Origin of the sequence: Paenarthrobacter sp. NPDC090517 (assembly GCF_044769165.1) — a bacterium.
Classification (GTDB): Bacteria; Actinomycetota; Actinomycetes; order Actinomycetales; family Micrococcaceae; genus Arthrobacter.
The window spans coordinates 688260-708019 of record NZ_JBIVXN010000001.1 but is presented as its reverse complement, the minus strand read 5'-3'; the positions used below and the strand labels follow the sequence as shown (position 1 = coordinate 708019).

Sequence of the window (19760 nt, the reverse complement as noted above, 5' to 3'; positions counted from 1 at the left end):
GAAATGACCACAAATGCTGCACACGCTTCTCCGCTCGCACCCGAATGGCTGACTGTTCCCCAAGACCTCAACGCCTTGCAGGCACCCATGTGGGCGGCCGGAGTTGAGAAGAACGACGCCGGTGAGGTCACTATTGACGGCGTTTCCATCAGCGAGCTCAAGGAGCAGTACGGAACTCCGCTGTTCGTGATGAGCGAATCGGACTTCCGTTCCCGTGCACGGGCGTTCAAAGACGCGTTTGATTCCGCCTTCGCGGACATTTGCGGGGGAGTGGACGTCTACTACGCCGGGAAGTCGTTCTTGTGCACAGCAGTAGCCAGCTGGGTTTCCGAGGAGGGCCTTCGCTTGGACACCTGTTCGGGCGGCGAGTTGGCTGTGGCCGCCCGTGCGGGAATCGAGGGCCCCAATCTTGGCCTGCACGGCAACAACAAGTCCGACGCCGAGATCAAGCGAGCCTTGGATATGAAGGTCGGCCGAATCGTGGTGGACAGCCTCGATGAATTGGAGCGGGTGGCGAAGATTGCCTCCAGCCGCGGCGAAACTGCCAAGGTCATGCTCCGGCTGACCCCAGGAGTACACGCCCACACCCATGAGTTCATTGCCACGGCACACGAGGACCAGAAGTTTGGCCTCTCCATGGCCGGCGACACTACCGATGAAGCCGGCCTGTCAGCAGCCGAGGAAGCGGTGGCTGCAGCAACCTCCTACGCCAGCATCGAGCTCTTGGGCCTGCACTGCCATATCGGTTCACAGATCTTCGAGCCGGACGGCTTTGCCCTTGCAGCGGAGAAGCTGCTGGGCTTCCTGGCCTCCATGCAGGCCAAGTACTCCATCGTCATGCCCGAACTGGACCTGGGCGGCGGCTACGGAATCGCCTACACCCCGGTGGATACACCCCGGCCGCCAGCCGAAATCGCGCAGGCGATGGCCGCCGTCGTGCGTTCCAAGTGCGTTGAGCTGGACATCACTCCACCGCGCATCTCGATTGAACCCGGACGCGCCATCGTGGGCAGCACCACGTTCACGCTTTATGAAGTTGGCACGCTCAAAACCGTCCGTGTCGACGTCACTGAAGGGGAAGAAGGGGACAACAACGTTACGTATCCCCGCCGCTATGTGTCGGTGGACGGCGGGATGAGCGACAACGCGCGCCCGGTGCTTTACGACGCGGATTATTCGGCAATTTTGGCTTCCCGGAACTCTTCGGCGGATCCTCAGCTGTCCCGCGTAGTGGGCAAACATTGCGAGAGCGGCGACATAGTTGTTAGAGATGTATATCTGCCCGCGGACGTGGCAGCCGGTGATTTGCTCGCAGTACCGGGTACCGGCGCCTACTGCTGGGCCCTCTCCAGCAACTACAACTACCTGGCCAGGCCTGGCGTTGTCGCTGTACGCGACGGAGCTGCCCGGCTGATTGTCCGTGGGGAAACCGAAGAAGATCTCTTGAACCGCGACATGGGAGTGGCGAATGTCTGAAGTGCAAACCCTGAAGGTGGCCCTGCTGGGCTGTGGCAACGTTGGGGCCCAGGTTGCGCGGATTCTGATTGACGACGCCGAGGCCCTCGCAGCCCGCAGCGGAGCCCGCTTGGAACTTTCCGGCATCGCCGTGCGCAATATCGACTCCCCGCGCGACGTCGAACTGCCGCGCGAACTCTTCACCACGGATGCCGATACCTTGGTCAAGGACGCAGACCTCGTCATTGAACTCATGGGCGGCATCGAACCTGCCCGTTCGCTGATCCTGACGGCCATCCAGAACGGCGCATGCGTTGTCACCGGCAACAAGGCACTGCTCGCACAGGACGGCCCCACACTCTACGAAGAGGCAGACAAGGCTGGCGTCCAACTGTCCTACGAGGCCGCCGTCGCCGGGGCGATTCCCATCCTGCGCCCTATCCGCGACAGCCTGTCCGGCGACCGCATCACCCGGGTCCTGGGCATCGTCAACGGCACCACCAACTTCATCCTTGACCAGATGGACACCACAGGTGCGCAGTTCTCCGACGCCCTCGCCGAAGCCCAGCGCCTTGGATATGCAGAAGCGGACCCCACTGCCGACGTCGAAGGCCACGACGCTGCAGCGAAGGCAGCGATCCTTGCATCGTTGTCCTTCCACACGCGCTTCTCGCTGGATGATGTCTATTGCGAAGGCATCACCAAGGTCAGCGCTGCGGACATTGCCTCCGCCAAGGAAGCTGGCTTTGTCATCAAATTGCTCGCGATCGCCGAGAAGATCGAGTCATCGGACAACGGCAGCGGCATTTCCGTGCGCGTCCACCCCACGCTCCTGCCTCGCGAACACCCGCTGGCTGCTGTCCGTGGCGCCTTCAACGCCGTTTTCATTGAAGCGGAAAATGCCGGCGAACTAATGTTCTATGGCCAAGGTGCAGGTGGGACGCCCACCGCATCCGCCGTGCTTGGTGACCTCGTGTCTGCCGCGCGGCGCTTGGTTCTGGGCGGCCCCGGCCGGACGGAGACCACCACTGGCCACGTTCCGGCGCTGGCCATCGATGCGTCCACCACCAGCTACTACATCGGCCTGGACGTCGCTGACCAAGCCGGCGTGCTGGCCAGGATCGCGCACATCTTTGCGGAGAACGGCGTTTCCATCGAAATCATGCGTCAAACGATCCACCGCGACTCCGCCTCCAACGTTGAGTCGGCCGAGCTGAAAATCGTGACGCACCGTGCGTCCGAAGCTGCACTCGCGGCAACCGTCGAGGCCGTGAAGGGCCTGGACGTCATCAATTCTGTAACATCCGTACTCCGGGTAGAAGGGGTCTAAGTGGCTCACCAATGGCGCGGAGTAATCCGCGAATACGCTGATCGTTTGCCTGTAACGGAAGCCACCAAGGTCATCACCCTGGGTGAGGGCGGCACGCCTCTGGTCCATGCGCAGAAGCTTTCAGAGCTGACCGGCTCCGAGGTATACCTCAAGGTCGAAGGCATGAACCCCACGGGTTCGTTCAAGGACCGCGGCATGACAATGGCCATGACAGCTGCTGTGGAGGCCGGTGCCAAGGCTGTGGTTTGCGCCTCCACCGGCAACACGTCCGCCTCAGCTGCTGCCTATGCCACTGCCGCAGGCCTCAAGTGCGCGGTGCTGGTACCCGAAGGCAAGATCTCCATGGGCAAGCTGAGCCAGGCTATCGCCCACGGTGCCACCCTGCTCCAAGTTGACGGTAACTTCGACAACTGCCTGGACATCGCTCGAAAGCTCGGGGAAGCCTACCCGGTGTTCCTGGTGAACTCAGTCAACCCGGCTCGCATCCAGGGCCAGAAGACCGGCGCCTTCGAAGTTGTGGACACACTGGGCGACGCCCCCGACATCCACGTACTGCCAGTGGGCAACGCAGGCAACATCAGCGCCTACTGGAAGGGTTACAAGGAGTATTCCGCGCCGTTCGAGACGGCAAACGGGACACTCCCGGCTGTTTCCACCAAGACACCCGTCATGTGGGGCTTCCAAGCTGCAGGTGCCGCGCCGTTCGTTGCAGGGCACCCCATTACCGAGCCCGACACCATCGCGACTGCCATCCGCATCGGTAACCCGGCCTCATGGGAGACCGCAGTTGCGGCCCGTGACGAATCAGGCGGATTGATCGAGGCTGTCACCGACGACGAAATCCTGGCCGCCCACCGCTGGCTTTCAGCGAAGGAAGGCGTCTTCGTCGAACCCGGTTCCGCTGCAGGTGTCGCGGGATTGATCAAGAAGCACGCTGCAGGCCAGGTTCCGTCCGGCAAAACCATCGTCATCACGGTCACCGGACACGGGCTCAAGGACCCGCAGTGGGCCCTCCGCACCGAGGACGGCAGCGATGTCCAGCCCGTCAAGGTGCCGAACGATGTCGTCACTGTTGCCGCAGAACTGGGACTGGAAGAAAACTAAGAGTGGAATCAACGCAGCCCACCGCGACCGATCGTGCACTTGTCGCGGCAGGTCAGCGGCTGACCGTCAAGGTCCCCGGTACGAGTGCCAACCTGGGGCCCGGTTACGACAGCCTCGGCTTGGCCCTGTCGATTTACGACACCTTGACGGTGGAAACCCTCAGTGCCGGAGAGCTCGAGTTCGAGCTCTCCGGTGAGGGCGCTGACTCCCTCCCGCGTGACGCCAGCCATCTGGTTGTTCGTGCCATTGACCTTGCGCTGACTCGGCTTGGATTCCGGCATTCAGGTCTGAAGATCATTGCGGACAACGTCAATCCACATGGCCGGGGGCTGGGGTCTTCAGCATCCGCTGTGGTTGCTGCCGTAACAGCTGCCAACGCATTGGTTCCCACCGATTTCCGGCAGGACCGCGACTGGATTCTGCAGTTGACCAGCGAGATGGAAGGCCACCCGGACAACGTCGCACCCGCCATTTTCGGCGGACTGGCGCTGTCATGGCAGGACAGCGAGCAGTACAGCACCACACGCGCTGACGTCGCACCGTCAGTTATCCCCGTGGTGGCGGTCCCGGACTACGAACTAGCCACGGAGACTGCACGCGGATTGCTCCCGGCATCCGTTGGACATCACGCGGCAGCGATGAATTCCGGACGTGCAGCCTTGCTGATTCACGCACTCACTGTGGACCCAACATTGCTGCTGCCTGGCACGGAAGACTATCTCCACCAGAGCTATCGCGCTCAGGCAATGCGTCCGAGTGCCGACCTTATGGCTGCTCTTCGGTCTGCGGGCCATGCAGCCGTTGTCTCCGGCGCAGGCCCCACCGTGATGGTGCTGGCCAATGGATCTGAGGAAGCAGCCACTATCGCCGCATTCATCGGCACATTCACGGCGGACAACACACCCGACGTCGGTTGGCGTGTGATGACGCTGGCTGTGGACGATCAAGGTGCTAGAGTGGAAGTGCACCGCCAGTAAAGCCGCGGGCAGTTCCCTGATTTTGGATCTCGGTGTTTTGCCGTACCTTTCGTCAACTGTGCCAACGTTGGTGGTGTCGTCTCTTTCCGGCCTGTCTCAGGTGCCGCAGAAATCTCTCTGTTTCCTGAACCTACGCCGGCTGTCCGGGCAACTGGATCCAGTGATGACGATCAGTATCCGGCCCTGTTGGCCACAATCCATCAGGCACGGCCCAAATCACCGGCTGCAGATCTGAACTGCAGCCCAGAACAAATCATCGCGTCCAGCTCTCGCTCTGGACGCCGTCGAGGGGGAAGGATCCTTCGTGACAGAAACCACTGAGCTGGCTTCAGCTGTGGACACAACATCTTCTGCTGCTGATTCGTCAACTGCAGCAACCACCAAGAGCAGCGGCCTCGCAGGCCTTAAGCTCGCCCAGCTTCAGGCTCTCGCGAGCCAGCTGGGCATTTCCGGGGGATCCCGTATGCGCAAGGGGGATTTGGTCACGGCCATCTCCGCCCACCGTGCCGGCACCTCCACTACCAAGGCTCCCGCCAAGGCCAGTACGGCAAAAGCAACTGCGGCCAAGGAAGCCCGGGCTGCAGAGCCGAAGGCCGCTCCTGAAAGCAGCGCACCTGCTGATGCAGCTGCCGAGGCACCAGCCCAGGAAGCGCCCCGCGGTCGTGGTCGTGGCCGCAGCCGTCGCGCTACCAGCGATGGAGTAGTAGCAGCCGCTGAAGCCGCTGCTGCGCCTGCTGAGACCGCAGTCGCACCGGTTGTCGAAGCTCCGGCAGCCGTCGAGACCGGCGAGGCCGCTACTGAGCGTCGCCAGCCGCGTACCCGTAACCGCCGCCGCGGCGAAGCTGCCGCGGCACCTGCCGAAGCAGCAGAAGCACCAGCAGCCGAGCAGCGTGCTGACCGCACGGAACAGCGTGAGCAGCGTGCTGACCGCACGGAACAGCGTGAGCAGCGTGCTGACCGCACGGAACAGCGTGAGCAGCGCGAACAGTCTGACTCGGGCGACCAGCAGCGCGAACGCCGCGAAAACACCCGCGGACGCCGTGAAGACAACAACGACGGCGACGACACCGGCAATCGCCGCAATCGCCGCAACCGTCGTGACCGCAACGAGCAGAACGACCGGAGCGACCGCCGTGGCGGTCAGGACAGCCGTGATGGAAACACCCGCAGCGACCGCTTCCGCGACCGCAACGAGCGCCGCCGTGGCCGCGCGCAGGGACCGGACGTTGACGACGTCGAGGTTACCGAGGACGACGTCCTTCTTCCTGTGGCCGGCATCCTGGACGTTCTGGAGAACTACGCATTCATCCGGACCTCCGGATACCTCCCCGGTGCAAACGACGTCTACGTTTCCCTGGCACAGGTCAAGAAGTACAACCTCCGCAAGGGCGACGCCGTCGTCGGCGCCATCCGTGCACCCCGCGACGGTGAAGACCGCAGCCAGCAGTCTGCACGCCAGAAGTTCAACGCGCTCGTCCGCGTCACCTCTGTCAACGGCAAGACACCGGAAGAACTCAAGGATCGTGTCGAGTTCGCCAAGCTCGTACCGCTGTACCCGTCCGAGCGCCTGCGCCTCGAAACGGACCCTAAAAAGATCGGTCCGCGTGTCATCGACCTCGTGGCCCCGATCGGCAAGGGCCAGCGCGGCCTGATCGTCTCCCCGCCGAAGGCCGGCAAGACGCTTATCCTGCAGTCCATCGCGAACGCAATCACCACCAACAACCCTGAGGTTCACCTCATGATGGTGCTGGTTGACGAACGCCCCGAAGAAGTTACGGACATGCAGCGCACCGTCAAGGGTGAGGTCATCGCCTCCACCTTCGACCGTCCCGCAGACGACCACACCACGGTTGCCGAGCTCTCCATTGAACGTGCAAAGCGCCTCGTGGAAATGGGCATGGACGTGGTGGTCCTCCTGGACTCCATGACCCGCCTGGGCCGCGCCTACAACCTGGCAGCACCGGCCTCAGGCCGCATCCTGTCCGGTGGTGTGGACTCCGCAGCGCTGTACCCGCCCAAGCGTTTCTTCGGTGCAGCCCGCAACATCGAAAACGGTGGCTCGCTCACCATCCTTGCAACCGCGCTCGTCGAGACCGGCTCCAAGATGGACGAAGTCATCTTCGAAGAGTTCAAGGGCACCGGCAACATGGAACTCCGCCTGTCCCGGCAGTTGGCAGACAAGCGCATCTTCCCGGCTGTGGACGTCAACGCGTCCGGTACGCGCCGCGAAGAGAACCTGCTCTCGCCTGAAGAAGTCAAGATCATGTGGAAGCTGCGCCGCGTCCTTTCGGGCCTGGAGCAGCAGCAGAGCCTTGAGCTGCTGACCAACAAGATCCGGGAGACGCAGAGCAACGTCGAGTTCCTCATGCAGGTTCAGAAGACCACGCTCGGAGCGAAGTCGGACAACGACAAATAGCTGCTTTACTGAGCCGCTGATTCTGCTGCCCCCCGCCCCTACGCGTGGTGGCCAGGTCCTTACGGACTTGGCCACCACGCTCCGGCAGGCCCGAAGCCACTCCCGGGGCAGCAGAATCAGCGGCTCGTTCCGTTTTCGGCTCGCCTGTCGCGGGCCGGCAAATTACTCGACGGCGGTCAGGTCACCTTGGGCGTTACCGTCGCCTTCGCTGGCCGGCTTATTTGAGCGGTTGGTCGTCAAGACACCAATCGTCACAACTAGACTTGTCTGCGAGTCGAAAGAGGTTTGAAAATGTTTGAGTCCGTACAGGGATTGCTGGATGAGCATGCTGCTATTCAGGCACAGTTGAGTGATCCTGCCGTTTATGCCGATCAGTCTGCTGCCAGGAAGTTGGGGCGTCGGTCTGCGCAGCTTCAAGGCATCGTGGAGGCGTACAACAAATGGCGCGGTCTCAATGATGACTTGGAAGCGGCCAAAGAGATGGCGGACGAGGATCCGGAATTCGCTGCAGAAGTTGTGCAGCTGGAGGAACAGATTCCTGCGGCACAGGAGCGGCTGCGCCGTTTGTTGATCCCCCGTGATCCGGACGATGCCCGCAACGTGATCCTTGAAGTCAAGGGCGGCGAAGGCGGCGACGAAGCTGCATTGTTCGCTGGCGATCTTCTGCGTATGTACATGCGTTATGCCGAGTCGCGGGGGTGGAAGACTGAAATGATCTCCGCCACCGAATCCGATCTTGGCGGATACAAAGACGTTGCCGTGGCCATTAAGGGCAATTCGAACGACCCCGCACAGGGCGTATTTGCCCGCTTGAAATTTGAAGGCGGCGTGCACCGCGTCCAGCGGGTTCCTGTCACTGAGTCGCAGGGCCGCATCCACACGTCCGCTGCAGGCGTGCTGGTGCTCCCCGAAGTTGATGAGCCCGAAGAACTTGAGATCAACCAGAACGATCTCAAGATCGATGTTTACCGTTCATCCGGTCCGGGTGGCCAGTCCGTGAACACCACCGACTCTGCCGTGCGCATTACCCACCTGCCTACGGGCATCGTCGTGGCCATGCAGAACGAAAAGTCGCAGCTCCAGAACCGTGAAGCCGGTATGCGCGTTCTCCGCGCGCGCCTTCTGGCCCACCAGCAGGAACAGATCGACGCCGCCAACTCCGAACAGCGCAAGTCGCAGATCCGCACCATGGACCGTTCGGAGCGCATCCGCACGTACAACTTCCCGGAAAACCGTATTGCGGACCACCGCACCGGCTACAAGGCTTACAACCTCGATGCCGTCATGAACGGCGATCTTGAACCCGTGATCCAGTCAGCCATTGAAGCTGACGAGCAGGCACGCCTGGACGCCATCGGCGAATAGCGCTGCCGAACAATAACCACAGCAGAGTTCATCAATGACGTTTTACCAAGGCCAGAGCCTCGCGGACGCTGTTCGCGAGGCTACTGCCGTCTTATCCGACGCCGGTGTGCCCAGCCCGCGTGTCGACGCAGAGTTGCTTGCCGAGCACTTGCTGGGTGTCGGCCTAGGCCGCTTGCGCGCCATGATGCTCGGCGACGCACCAGCTCCCGACGGCTACGGGGAGCTAGTAGAGGAACGCGCTGGACGGGTCCCCCTGCAGCACATCACCGGCGTCGCTTATTTCCGTCACCTGGCGTTGCGGGTGGGGCCGGGCGTTTTCATTCCACGTCCTGAAACGGAATCGGTAGTTCAATTGGTTATTGACCACCTCGCTGGAATGCCGAAACCCAAGGTGGTGGACCTCGGAACAGGGTCCGGTGCTATTGCCGGTTCCATCGCCCATGAGGTTCCAGGCGCTGAGGTCCATGCCGTGGAATACAGTACGTTTGCGCATGCTTGGGCCGCCAGGAACCTCGAACCCCTGGGCGTCATACTCATTGAAGGCGATTTGCGGGATGCCCTCCCGGAGCACAACGGAACTTTCGACGTCGTCGTATCCAACCCGCCGTACATTCCCGCCGAAGCGATCCCGACAGAGCCGGAAGTCGCCCTCCACGATCCGCCGGAGGCACTTTATGGCGGGGGAGCGGACGGCATGGAACTTCCGACGGCGGCAGCAGCCTCAGCGGTACGGCTCCTCAAACCCGGTGGCTACTTCGTGATGGAACATGCGGAAGTCCAAGCAGCGTGGATCGCCGGCATGCTGCAACGAACGGGGCGTTGGAAAGACATCACCACGCACTATGACCTGAACGGCAAGGAACGTGCCACCAGCGCTGTCCTGGCAAGCCCGTCTCCCGATGAGTGAAAGAATAGCGCTGTGACCACAACCTATAACTGCACTTCCGACGACCAGCGGACTGAGGGGCTTCAGCATGCCCAGCGCGCCATCAGCGAAAAGAAGTGCATCGTGATGCCAACGGACACCGTCTACGGCATTGCCGCTGATGCCTTTTCACCTTTGGCCGTGACAATGTTGCTGGCCTCCAAGGGGCGCAGCCGGCAGATGCCCCCTCCGGTCCTGATCCCCCGGATCAATGCCCTGGACGGGCTGGCCACCGACGTCCCGGCCGATGCCCGGGCGCTGGCACAGGCCTTTTGGCCTGGCGGCCTGACCCTGATCCTGCATGCCCAGCCGTCCTTGGATTGGGACCTCGGCGAAACCAAGGGCACCGTCGCCCTTAGGATGCCCGATGACCAGATCGCCTTGGAACTCCTGGGGCTCACGGGTCCATTGGCCGTTTCCTCCGCCAACCGGACGGGCCAGGAAGCAGCACAGACGGCCTCGGAAGCACGGCTCCAACTGGCAGAGTCCGTAGAGGTCTACCTCGAGGGTGGTTTCCGTCCCGTCAAGGGAACGGCTGCCCTGCCCTCCACGATTGTTGATGCCACTTCCAACCCGTTCCGCGTAGTGCGCCAGGGAGCCATCGAGCTGGAACGACTCCGCGAGATCGTTCCCTCGATTCTGGGCATCGGTGAAACCATTCCTGCGGATGCGCCTGCTGCGGAGGACGCGACCGTAACAGCGGATGATGCGCCGATCGAAGTAACGGAAACGGCCGGCGTCGAAGATTCATCCCAGGAATCAGTGAAGCCAGAGGCCCCAAGCGAAGCCAAAACCGAATGATTCCGGAGCACCAACGCGTCCCCGTCTTTGACGTCGACGCCACTCCGATGCGCGTCGATGAGCTTATTGAAGCGATGGGCGGACTCATCGCGGCCGGAACAACCGCCACCGTGCTTGGACATAATCTTCACAGCATCACGCTGCTTCATTCGCGCCCGGATGTCCGCTCTCTGTACGAGGACAGCTCGATCGTCTTACTGGACGGTGCTCCCGCTGCAATGCTCTGGGGGCTCGCCCACAAGCGTCAGCTCCAGGCGCAGGGTGAGGGAACCATGGCCTACCGGCTCGGTTCCATGGATTGGATCCCGGAGCTGGGAAAGGTCAACGACCTGAAACGTGTCGCCGTAGTCGGTGCCGGACGGACCGCCAATACCAAGGCAGTCGCCCGGCTGCGCACCATCATCCCCGGTGCAGCGGTGGATGGAATGCCGGGTGAGGGATGGGACAGCACCCTCGAGGATGCGGTGGTGAACTGGCTGACGGATTTCCGTCCGCAACTGGTCCTGCTCGGACTTGGGATGCCGCTGCAGGAAACGGTCCTGCACCGCCGGCTCGCACAGTTGCCGCCTGCTCTCTATTGCGCCGTCGGTGGTGCCATTGAACAGGTCGCGGGGATCCAAAAATTGGCACCACGTTGGCTCGGACGCTTAGGGCTCGAATGGGCCTGGCGGCTGGTCCTTCACCCGGGCCGTGTGGCCTACAGAGTTTTCGTTGAACCTTGGAAGCTGGCAGGCCTGCTGATCCGGCGCCGTTTCCAACCATCCAAGACCAAAGGCAAGTAAATGACGTCCCACTCTGTCGTGGTCGCTGTCGTAGTGACCTATAACCGGCGTGAACTCCTCCAGACAACCCTGGAGGGCATTGTTGCAGGTACCCGGGTACCGGACGCCGTGGTCATCGTTGACAACGCCTCCACCGACGGAACCGCAGAGTTCCTCCAGCAGTACCAAAGCCCGGTGACCACTGATGTGGTCACATTGAACACGAACGTGGGCGGTGCCGGCGGGTTCGTCGTCGGTATGGAACGGGCCGTACTGGACCACGCTGCGGACAACGTCTGGATCATGGACGACGACACGGAACCGCAGCCGAATGCCCTTCATGAAGCATTGGACGTCTCAGAGGCCTACCAGCAGGAAACGGGCGAGGCCCCGGCCTTCGTCGCAAGCCGCGTTGTATGGACTGATGGCCGCGATCACCCAATGAACCGTATGCGGCCGCGGATGGGAGCGAGCGAGGACGAACGCAGCGTTGCTGCGCGTCTGGGTGCCACCCAGATCCGTAGTGCTTCCTTCGTGTCAGTGCTGATACGTGCTGAAGAAATCAAACAGCATGGCCTGCCGATTGCGGACTACTTCATCTGGAACGATGACCTCGAATACACCGCGAGGATTTCCCGCCGCGGGATCGCCTTGACTACCAACGCATCGGTGGCTAACCACCATACGAAGGTTTTTGGTGATGCGGGAGCGGATCCAGGCCCGCGCTTCTACTATGAAGTGCGTAACAAGCTCTGGGTTTATACCCGGTCGAACGCCTTGGCGCCGTGGGAAAAGATCCTGTTCACCGGTGCTTCGCTGCGTAACTGGACCCGCACGATCGCCGCCTCTCCAAATCGTAGAGTGCTGTTGGCAGGGCTTTTGAAGGGCCTGCGCCACAGCCTGAAAGCTCCGCGCTCCAACGCGCAGGTGCTCGAAGGGATCTACGTTTTGCGCAACGTCCAAGAGCCTGCCAGGTAGCAGCTGCGCAGCGTGAGTCCCAGCAAAACACGGTGGGGCTTGGCGGCTGCATCACAGGGTGGTCACGACCGTTGGCATTAGTATCGTGACTAGAGTCCACAGAAATCCCGCAACATTCGGCACAGCCGGTGCAGGCATGGCGACGGAGTAGTTCCATTTATCCAAAGACAGAATTCCACACCTTGAGCTGCCCACAACCCGACGGCAATCGAACCCGCCGGCTGCATTCGATGATCCATTCTTCCCGTGTGGTGTGCAGACTGCTGTCCGGGGCCGCGTCATGATCATGTACATGCTGATGGCCCTTACGGCGGCCGTGGTTTCGTACACCGGGACATGGGGTGCACGGGTCCTGGGAAACAAGCTGCGCTTGTACCAGCCCATCCGAAGCCGCGACATGCATTCAGCCCTGATCTCCAAACTCGGGGGACTGGGCATCTTTGTGGGCTTCTTCGCTGCGTTGGTGGTTGCGAGCAATTCCTTCTTCGTCAAGGACATCTTCAGGCACAACGATGCCCCTTGGGGGATCCTCGCTGGTGCCGTTGTCATTGTCGCGGTGGGGGTCGCGGACGACATCCTGGACATCCGCTGGTGGATCAAGCTCCTGGGCCAAGCCGCAGCCGCCTTCATCGTGGCTATCTGGGGTGTGCGGATGTCTGTGGTGCCCTTTATACCCGAACCGATTTTCCTCGAGTCCGAAGTCGTGCAGATTGTGCTCACCGCCGGGCTCATCGTCACCACCATGAATGCCGTCAACTTCATTGACGGACTGGACGGTCTGGCAGCAGGAGTAGCCATCATTGGTGGGGGAGCGTTTTTCCTCACCGCCTATTGGGTTCACAGGAACAATCCATCCACTGACAACTCAGACCTCGCAACACTCCTGATGGCCATCCTCGTGGGGAGCTGCATCGGATTCCTGCCACACAACTGGTTTCCGGCAAAGATCTTCATGGGCGACTCAGGAGCCATGCTTATTGGTTTGCTGATGGCCTCCGCCGGCGTCGTGGCCACTGGGCAGATCGGCTCCGGTCTCTACGACCGCGCCAACGGTATCCCCACCATCGTTCCCATCTTGTTGCCCTTCGCGGTGCTGTCCCTTCCCCTTCTTGACTTGGGAATGGCCGTTGTCCGCAGGACAGCCAGGGGCCAGTCGCCTTGGTCGGCTGACCGCGGGCACCTCCACCACAAGTTGGTGGACCTCGGATACTCGCACCGCAGCGCCGTCGTCATGCTTTATGTGTGGACGTGCATTCTTGCCTTCGGCGGCGTCGCCTTTGCTGTGTTCCCATGGCAAATTGTGCTCATCGTGGTCATAGCCGCAGCGCTCGTTATGGCCGCGGTGACGGCATGGCCTTACTTCACCCGGAACTCGACGCGGCCGGGGGAGTAGTTGTGACGGCCGGTTATGGTCACAGTTCTATCTCATGTAGAATTCTTTCTGCGGACAGTCACTCGCCCGTAACCCCACTTTGAGAATATGGCACCTGTGCCACGAGGATTGGTATCCCCATGACATCCAACGCCGAAACCGGACGCCCGTCCGGTAAACGTGGTGTTGGAGTTTCCGGTGAGACCACCAAGCTCTGGCTACGGCTGCTTTATTTCAGCGTCCTTTCTGCACTTGCGGCCACGGCCGTCACATGCGTCATCGCTGCTCTCGTGGCCGGCGGGCAGAGTGCGCTCTCCACCGCTCTCGGTGCCATGCTGGTGATGCTCTTCTTTGGCATCAGTCTCCTGATCGGCCACTTTGTTGGCCGGAACAATCCTTCAGGTGCAATCGGACTCTTTGTTGCGACTTACTTCATCAAAGTCATCGGATTCGCCGTAGTGCTGTTTGTACTAGGTAAACCGGACTGGCTCCAAGGCCGGTGGTTCCTCATTGGGGCGGTTGTTTCAGTCGTCTTCTGGCAGGCCGCGGAGATCTACGCTTTCAGCAAGGCCCGTCTCCAGATCTACAACGATCCCGCAGAACCGAAGGGTGGCCCGGATGTCTCCGCGTAAGCGTTATTCACGCCCGGTTGCCAATGCCCGGAAAGCTGCCAACCACAATGAATCTGCCGAAGCGGGAAACGACGGCGGATACAACGCCGGCATCGCTGTCTTCAGCTACATCATTGGCGGGATCATTGTCTGGAGTTTGATAGGCTGGGGTCTGGATAATCTGTGGGGGACCCGCTGGATTGTGCTCCTTGGCGCTCTGCTGGGAGCCGCAGGAGGGTTCTATCTTTCCCATATGCACGGCCTCACCAGGCAAAGCTCCAATCCTTCTGGCGAGAGCAACGCAGACAGCGGTCCGTCCACGGACGGGGACAGTAATGCCAAATAATTTCACATGGATTGTGAATGCGTCCAACGCGTTCGGATTCCAACCAATGCCCAATGATGGACACAGCAGAGAGGAAACGCGTTGATCGCGCTTGCGCTCCCCGCCCAGGATTCGGGGTCATTCACCCCACCCGGAATCGACGAAATGCACCTGCCGGCAATCCTGCCTTGGGGTGCACACGACGGATTCTCCAAGCAGATGCTGCTGGTGATCCTTTCGGTCGTCATTATCGCTACATTCTTCATCCTCGCTGCACGTAAGCAGCAGCTGGTTCCCGGCAAACTGCAGTTTGCAGGCGAGATGGCCTATGGCTTCGTCCGCAACAGCATCGCCAAGGACATCATCGGCGGCAAGGACTTCATCAAGTACGTCCCGCTGTTGTTCAGCCTGTTCTTCTTTATCTTGGTGAACAACATCTACGGCGCCATCCCGGTGATCCAGCTCCCGAGCTTCTCGCACGTTGGCGGTGCCTACGTGCTGGCCGGCATCGTGTACTTCACGTGGATCATCATCGGTATCAAGAAGAACGGCCTGAAGTACTTCAAGCTCGCCACCGTTCCTTCCGGTGTTCCTTGGTACATCCTCCCGATCGTCGTACCGATCGAGATCATCTCCAACTTCCTGGTCCGCCCGGTCACGCACAGCCTCCGTCTGTTCGCAACCATGCTGGCCGGTCACTTGATCGTCATGCTTGCCGGTTCCGGTATCGAGTACCTGGTCATGCAGGAGAACGTCCTTTTGAAGGGCACCTCGGTCCTGGTCCTGGTTGGGGCGATTGCCATGTACATGCTCGAAGCATTGATCATGGCCCTGCAGGCTTATGTGTTCACTTTGTTGACCGCGATCTACATCGAAGGCGCGCTGCACGCCGACAGCCACTAGGCTCCCAAACTTCCCCTTGTGGGGATTGAAGTAAACCAAACAACCTGCCACATGGGTGGCATCTTGAAAGGAAAAAAATGGAAGGCAATCTCAACCTCGTAGGTTACGGTCTGTCCGCAATCGGCGGTGGTATCGGTGTGGGTCTCGTGTTCGCGGCTTACATCAACGGTGTTGCTCGTCAGCCGGAAGCTCAGCGTGTGCTGCAGCCGATCGCGTTCCTTGGTCTGGCACTGACCGAAGCTCTCGCCATCCTCGGTCTCGTCTTCGCGTTCGTTCTCTAGTCTTCGGATTCAGAACAAGCGAATTCCGCAACCGAGTAGATAGGACGGGTGAAATATGAATCAGCTGATCATCTCAGCCGCCACTGAAGGCGAAGAGGCCGCTAACCCTCTCGTTCCCAATGTTTGGGAAATGGGCGTCGTCCTCGTCGGCTTTGCGGTCCTCCTGTACATCGTGATCAAGTTCATTGTTCCGATGTTCGAGAAGACCTTCGCAGAGCGCGCCGAAGCAATTGAAGGTGGCATTGCAAAGGCCGAAGCGGCACAGGCAGAAGCTTCTGCTGCTCTCGAAGAGTACAAGCAGCAGCTCACTGATGCCCGTGCCGAAGCCAACCGAATCCGTGAAGAAGCACGCGCCGAAGGCGCCCAGATCCTCGCGGACCTGAAGGCGAAGGCTGCAGCAGAGTCTGCACGCATCACTGAGCAGGCACACGCTGCCATCGAATCGGAGCGCCAGGCAGCTGTTGTCTCGCTTCGTTCCGAGGTGGGCACTTTGGCCACTACGCTGGCTGGCCGCATCGTTGGGGAAGCACTCACCGACGACCAGCGCGCCGCACGTGTTGTGGACCGCTTCCTTGCAGATCTGGAGACCCAGAGCGCAGGTGCAGCTAAGTAATGGCAGGTATATCGAGCGAATCGCTGACCACAGCGCTGGCGCAGCTGGAAGCCAAGCTTCCCTTCGCCTCGCTGCAGTTGGCTAAGGACCTCTTCGGAATCCTGGGAACGGTGGACAGCTCGGCTGGCTTGCGCCGCGCCCTGACTGACCCGTCCCGTTCCGGTGACGAGAAGTCGGCGCTGGTCAAGCAGCTGGTTGGCGGAAAAGTCTCCGCTGATGCTGCTGAGATTGCAGGCGGATTGGCCAGCTCGCGCTGGGCATCGGCCCGCGATATCGGCGATGCACTCGAGACGCTTGCCGCCACGGTTGTCATTGCCGTAGCTGAAAACAAGTCGGCCGTTTCTGCCTCCGGTATCACGGGGCTGGAAGAGCTGGAAAACGATCTGTTTGCCTTCAACCAGGCCGTCGCCTCCAGCCACGAAGTACAACGTGCTCTGTCTGAACCGCAGGCATCACCTGCGGCGAAGATTGCACTGGCCGAGAAGCTTGTTCCTGGCAGCAGCGAGGAAGCAAAGGTTCTCATCCGCCAGGCAGTTACGCAGCCACGCGGTGTCAAGCCGAGCAAGCTCGTCGAGTCATTCGCCAAGCTTGCAGCCAAGCGCCAGCAGCGCTGGATTGCAACTGTCAGCGTTACCCGTCCGTTGACGGAAACGCAGGCCAGTCGTCTGCAGGCCGGGCTTGATGCCCTGTACGGCCGCGAACTGAAGGTCAACGTCAATGTTGACCCCGCACTGATCGGTGGAATTCGCGTCCAGGTGGGTGACGAAGTGTTGGACGCTTCGGTCATCGCCCGTCTGTCCGAACTCCGCCGCCAGCTCGCTGGCTAGCGAAGACAAAGCACAACTTAACTGATATAAAACCCGGTCATCGTGAGCAACGATGATCACGAAAACAGGAGAGCAGGGACTGCAGATGGCCGAATTGACCATCAACGCCGACGACGTCCGTAATGCGTTGAACGAGTTCGCGGCGTCCTACGAACCCGGTAACGCAGAGCGCGTAGAGGTTGGTCGTGTGACCACCGCAAGTGACGGCATCGCCCGTGTTGAGGGTCTTCCCTCGGTCATGGCGAACGAGCTGCTTCGCTTCGAAGATGGCACGCTGGGCCTGGCCCAGAACCTTGACGTCCGCGAGATCGGTGTCATTATCCTCGGTGACTTCACCGGTATTGAAGAAGGCCAGGAAGTTCACCGTACCGGTGAAATCCTGTCCGTTCCGGTTGGCGATGCCTTCCTGGGTCGCGTTGTCGACCCCCTGGGCCAGCCCATCGATGACCTCGGCGAGATCAAGGCCGAAGCCACCCGTGCACTGGAACTTCAGGCTCCGGGCGTTACCGAACGCAAGTCGGTTCACGAACCGATGCAGACCGGCCTCAAGGCTATCGACGCCATGATCCCGATCGGCCGTGGCCAGCGTCAGCTGATCATTGGTGACCGCCAGACCGGCAAGACTGCCATCGCTGTGGACACCATTATCAACCAGAAGGCCAACTGGGCTTCGGGAGATGTCACCAAGCAGGTACGTTGCGTCTACGTTGGTGTCGGCCAGAAGGCTTCCACCATCGCAGCCGTCCGTCAGACCCTCGAGGATCACGGCGCTCTGGAGTACACCACCATCGTGGCGTCCCCGGCATCTGACCCCGCCGGCTTCAAGTACTTGGCACCGTATGCAGGTTCGGCCATTGGCCAGCACTGGATGTACGGCGGCAAGCACGTTCTGGTGATCTTCGATGACCTGTCCAAGCAGGCCGAAGCTTACCGCGCCGTGTCTCTGCTGCTGCGCCGTCCGCCGGGACGCGAAGCATACCCGGGCGACGTTTTCTACTTGCACTCCCGCCTGCTGGAGCGTTGTGCCAAGCTCTCCGACGAGCTCGGTGCCGGCTCGATGACCGGTCTTCCGATCGTCGAGACCAAGGCAAACGACGTCTCTGCCTACATCCCGACCAACGTGATCTCCATTACCGATGGCCAGATCTTCCTTCAGTCGGACCTCTTCAACGCCAACCAGCGTCCTGCTGTTGACGTTGGCGTGTCCGTCTCCCGCGTTGGTGGAGCTGCACAGGTCAAGTCCATGAAGAAGGTCTCCGGTACCTTGAAGCTGGACCTGGCCCAGTACCGCGATATGCAGGCATTCGCCATGTTTGCCTCTGACCTGGATGCTGCTTCCCGTCAGCAGCTGACCCGTGGTGCACGCCTGATGGAACTGCTGAAGCAGGGCCAGTACTCACCGTTCCCGGTCGAGAACCAGGTTGTTTCCATCTGGGCCGGCACCAACGGCTACCTGGACGATGTTCCGGTTGAAGACATCAGCCGCTTCGAGTCCGAGTTCCTGGAGCACCTCAAGCACCAGTCCTCCATCCTGACCACGCTGGCGCAGACCAACGTCCTGGATGACGACACCGCTGCAGCTCTGAAGGAAGCAATTGTGTCCTTCAAGAAGGGCTTCTTCGGTGAAGGCGACAACCACTTGGTTGGCGCCGGCCACGAAGAGCACGCAGCGATCTCCGGCGGCGACGTCGACCAGGAAAAGATCGTCAAGCAGAAGCGCTAGTTCCGATTACCTGTCCTGCCGGGGTCCGCAAGGGCTCCGGCAGGACAGCACATCGGGAACATAGGAAAGGATAAGTATGGGAGCCCAGATTCGGGTCTACCGTCAGAAGATCAGCTCGACGACGTCGATGCGCAAGATCTTCAAGGCGATGGAACTGATCGCTACCTCGCGCATCGGTAAGGCCCGCGCCCGCGTAGCAGCTTCACTGCCTTACGCGAACGCGATTACCCGCGCCGTTTCTGCTGTCGCAACTCAGAGCGAAATCGACCACCCGCTGACCACCGAGCCGGAGCAGATCCGCCGCGCCGCAGTCCTGATCATTACATCGGACCGCGGCCTTGCAGGATCCTACTCCGCTAGTGTGCTCAAGCAGGCTGAAGGTCTCACCGAGCTTCTTCACGCAGAAGGCAAGGAAGTCAAGGCGTACCTGGTTGGCCGCAAGGCGCAGGCGTACTTCGATTTCCGCAACCGGTCCTACGCCCGCGTATGGACTGGTGGCACGGACGCACCGGAATTCGAAACCGCGCAGGAAGTCGGAGCTGCACTTCTTGAAGACTTCTCCACTGACTTCGAAGAGGGTGGCGTGGACGAGATCCACGTTGTTTACACCCGCTTCAAGTCCATGGTGACGCAGGAGCCGACGGTTATCCGTTTGCTCCCGTTGGAGGTCGTCGAAGAGGAAGCAGCCTCGGAATCCGAGCTGTTGCCGTTGTACGAGTTTGAGCCGGAAACAGAGCAGGTGCTTGACGCACTGCTGCCGCGTTACATCGAGTCCCGCATCTTCGCAGCCATGCTGCAGGCCGCAGCTTCCGAGCTCGCAGCCCGTCAGCGCGCTATGAAGTCGGCCGGTGACAACGCTACCGACTTGATCAAGAAGTACACGCGCCTTCGCAACACGGCCCGCCAGGCCGAGATTACGCAGGAGCTTTCCGAAATCGTGGCCGGCGCAGACGCCCTCGCGTCCTAGCCTCCAACGGATTCGGCTCGAAGCCG

At 60.9% G+C, this 19760-nt stretch carries 19 protein-coding genes; all 19 read left to right on the top strand.

Features of this window, described 5'->3' with window-relative positions:
• Positions 1-3: 3 nt before the first annotated feature.
• Complete coding sequence (gene lysA / locus ACIQTW_RS03285) at positions 4-1476, top strand: diaminopimelate decarboxylase (RefSeq protein ID WP_402933641.1); 1473 nt, start codon at positions 4-6, stop codon at positions 1474-1476.
• On the top strand, positions 1469-2785 hold the full coding sequence (locus tag ACIQTW_RS03280; RefSeq protein WP_402933639.1) for a homoserine dehydrogenase: 1317 nt from the start codon (positions 1469-1471) through the stop codon (positions 2783-2785). Before lysA ends, ACIQTW_RS03280 begins: the two co-directional genes overlap by 8 nt.
• Positions 2786-3889 carry a threonine synthase gene (gene thrC, locus ACIQTW_RS03275; RefSeq protein ID WP_402933637.1) on the top strand — a complete coding sequence of 368 codons (1104 nt, stop codon included), beginning with the start codon at positions 2786-2788 and terminating at the stop codon, positions 3887-3889.
• A gap of 2 nt (positions 3890-3891) precedes the next feature.
• Positions 3892-4866, top strand: coding sequence for a homoserine kinase (gene thrB / locus ACIQTW_RS03270; RefSeq protein WP_402933635.1), 975 nt, complete (start codon positions 3892-3894; stop codon positions 4864-4866).
• A 304-nt stretch (positions 4867-5170) separates the two neighbouring features.
• Positions 5171-7282 carry a transcription termination factor Rho gene (rho, locus tag ACIQTW_RS03265; protein WP_402933633.1) on the top strand — a complete coding sequence of 704 codons (2112 nt, stop codon included), beginning with the start codon at positions 5171-5173 and terminating at the stop codon, positions 7280-7282.
• A gap of 291 nt (positions 7283-7573) precedes the next feature.
• Positions 7574-8647 (top strand): peptide chain release factor 1, encoded by a 1074-nt coding sequence (gene prfA / locus ACIQTW_RS03260; protein ID WP_014922181.1) that lies wholly within the window; start codon positions 7574-7576, stop codon positions 8645-8647.
• 34 nt (positions 8648-8681) lie between these two features.
• Positions 8682-9554: a peptide chain release factor N(5)-glutamine methyltransferase gene (gene prmC, locus ACIQTW_RS03255; RefSeq protein WP_402933631.1), complete on the top strand. Its 873-nt coding sequence runs from the start codon at positions 8682-8684 to the stop codon at positions 9552-9554.
• 12 nt (positions 9555-9566) lie between these two features.
• On the top strand, positions 9567-10373 hold the full coding sequence (locus ACIQTW_RS03250) for an L-threonylcarbamoyladenylate synthase (RefSeq protein WP_402933628.1): 807 nt from the start codon (positions 9567-9569) through the stop codon (positions 10371-10373).
• Positions 10370-11155, top strand: a complete 786-nt coding sequence (locus ACIQTW_RS03245; RefSeq protein ID WP_402933626.1) for a WecB/TagA/CpsF family glycosyltransferase — start codon at positions 10370-10372, stop codon at positions 11153-11155. Before ACIQTW_RS03250 ends, ACIQTW_RS03245 begins: the two co-directional genes overlap by 4 nt.
• Positions 11156-12112 carry a glycosyltransferase gene (locus tag ACIQTW_RS03240; RefSeq protein ID WP_402933624.1) on the top strand — a complete coding sequence of 319 codons (957 nt, stop codon included), beginning with the start codon at positions 11156-11158 and terminating at the stop codon, positions 12110-12112.
• Positions 12113-12392: 280 nt separating this feature from the next.
• Positions 12393-13505 (top strand): MraY family glycosyltransferase, encoded by a 1113-nt coding sequence (locus ACIQTW_RS03235; protein ID WP_402936198.1) that lies wholly within the window; start codon positions 12393-12395, stop codon positions 13503-13505.
• A 119-nt stretch (positions 13506-13624) separates the two neighbouring features.
• Positions 13625-14116: a hypothetical protein gene (locus ACIQTW_RS03230; protein ID WP_402933622.1), complete on the top strand. Its 492-nt coding sequence runs from the start codon at positions 13625-13627 to the stop codon at positions 14114-14116.
• Positions 14103-14441: a hypothetical protein gene (locus tag ACIQTW_RS03225; RefSeq protein ID WP_402933620.1), complete on the top strand. Its 339-nt coding sequence runs from the start codon at positions 14103-14105 to the stop codon at positions 14439-14441. Before ACIQTW_RS03230 ends, ACIQTW_RS03225 begins: the two co-directional genes overlap by 14 nt.
• An 81-nt stretch (positions 14442-14522) precedes the next feature.
• On the top strand, positions 14523-15323 hold the full coding sequence (gene atpB / locus ACIQTW_RS03220; RefSeq protein WP_017199729.1) for a F0F1 ATP synthase subunit A: 801 nt from the start codon (positions 14523-14525) through the stop codon (positions 15321-15323).
• A 77-nt stretch (positions 15324-15400) separates the two neighbouring features.
• Positions 15401-15604, top strand: coding sequence for an ATP synthase F0 subunit C (gene atpE / locus ACIQTW_RS03215; protein WP_009356484.1), 204 nt, complete (start codon positions 15401-15403; stop codon positions 15602-15604).
• 55 nt (positions 15605-15659) lie between these two features.
• The gene (locus tag ACIQTW_RS03210) at positions 15660-16217 is read left to right on the top strand and encodes a F0F1 ATP synthase subunit B (RefSeq protein WP_017199730.1); all 558 of its coding nucleotides are present in this window, start codon (positions 15660-15662) and stop codon (positions 16215-16217) included.
• A complete protein-coding gene (locus tag ACIQTW_RS03205; protein WP_017199731.1) occupies positions 16217-17044 on the top strand; it encodes a F0F1 ATP synthase subunit delta in 828 nt (275 codons plus the stop codon). The genes ACIQTW_RS03210 and ACIQTW_RS03205 overlap by 1 nt, the downstream gene beginning before the upstream one ends.
• 85 nt (positions 17045-17129) lie before the next feature.
• A complete protein-coding gene (gene atpA / locus ACIQTW_RS03200) occupies positions 17130-18767 on the top strand; it encodes a F0F1 ATP synthase subunit alpha (RefSeq protein WP_026005655.1) in 1638 nt (545 codons plus the stop codon).
• 76 nt (positions 18768-18843) lie between these two features.
• Positions 18844-19734, top strand: a complete 891-nt coding sequence (locus ACIQTW_RS03195) for a F0F1 ATP synthase subunit gamma (RefSeq protein ID WP_011775258.1) — start codon at positions 18844-18846, stop codon at positions 19732-19734.
• Positions 19735-19760 lie beyond the last annotated feature (26 nt).

Excerpts from the sequence above, each read along its gene's own strand:
- lysA (WP_402933641.1), top strand. The coding sequence starts at position 4 with ATGACCACAAATGCTGCACACGCTTCTCCGCTCGCACCCGAATGGCTG.
- ACIQTW_RS03280 (WP_402933639.1), top strand. The coding sequence starts at position 1,469 with ATGTCTGAAGTGCAAACCCTGAAGGTGGCCCTGCTGGGCTGTGGCAAC.
- prfA (WP_014922181.1), top strand. The coding sequence starts at position 7,574 with ATGTTTGAGTCCGTACAGGGATTGCTGGATGAGCATGCTGCTATTCAG.
- prmC (WP_402933631.1), top strand. The coding sequence starts at position 8,682 with ATGACGTTTTACCAAGGCCAGAGCCTCGCGGACGCTGTTCGCGAGGCT.
- ACIQTW_RS03245 (WP_402933626.1), top strand. The coding sequence starts at position 10,370 with ATGATTCCGGAGCACCAACGCGTCCCCGTCTTTGACGTCGACGCCACT.
- ACIQTW_RS03240 (WP_402933624.1), top strand. The coding sequence starts at position 11,156 with ATGACGTCCCACTCTGTCGTGGTCGCTGTCGTAGTGACCTATAACCGG.
- ACIQTW_RS03235 (WP_402936198.1), top strand. The coding sequence starts at position 12,393 with ATGATCATGTACATGCTGATGGCCCTTACGGCGGCCGTGGTTTCGTAC.
- ACIQTW_RS03230 (WP_402933622.1), top strand. The coding sequence starts at position 13,625 with ATGACATCCAACGCCGAAACCGGACGCCCGTCCGGTAAACGTGGTGTT.
- ACIQTW_RS03225 (WP_402933620.1), top strand. The coding sequence starts at position 14,103 with ATGTCTCCGCGTAAGCGTTATTCACGCCCGGTTGCCAATGCCCGGAAA.
- atpE (WP_009356484.1), top strand. The coding sequence starts at position 15,401 with ATGGAAGGCAATCTCAACCTCGTAGGTTACGGTCTGTCCGCAATCGGC.
- ACIQTW_RS03210 (WP_017199730.1), top strand. The coding sequence starts at position 15,660 with ATGAATCAGCTGATCATCTCAGCCGCCACTGAAGGCGAAGAGGCCGCT.
- ACIQTW_RS03205 (WP_017199731.1), top strand. The coding sequence starts at position 16,217 with ATGGCAGGTATATCGAGCGAATCGCTGACCACAGCGCTGGCGCAGCTG.
- atpA (WP_026005655.1), top strand. The coding sequence starts at position 17,130 with ATGGCCGAATTGACCATCAACGCCGACGACGTCCGTAATGCGTTGAAC.
- ACIQTW_RS03195 (WP_011775258.1), top strand. The coding sequence starts at position 18,844 with ATGGGAGCCCAGATTCGGGTCTACCGTCAGAAGATCAGCTCGACGACG.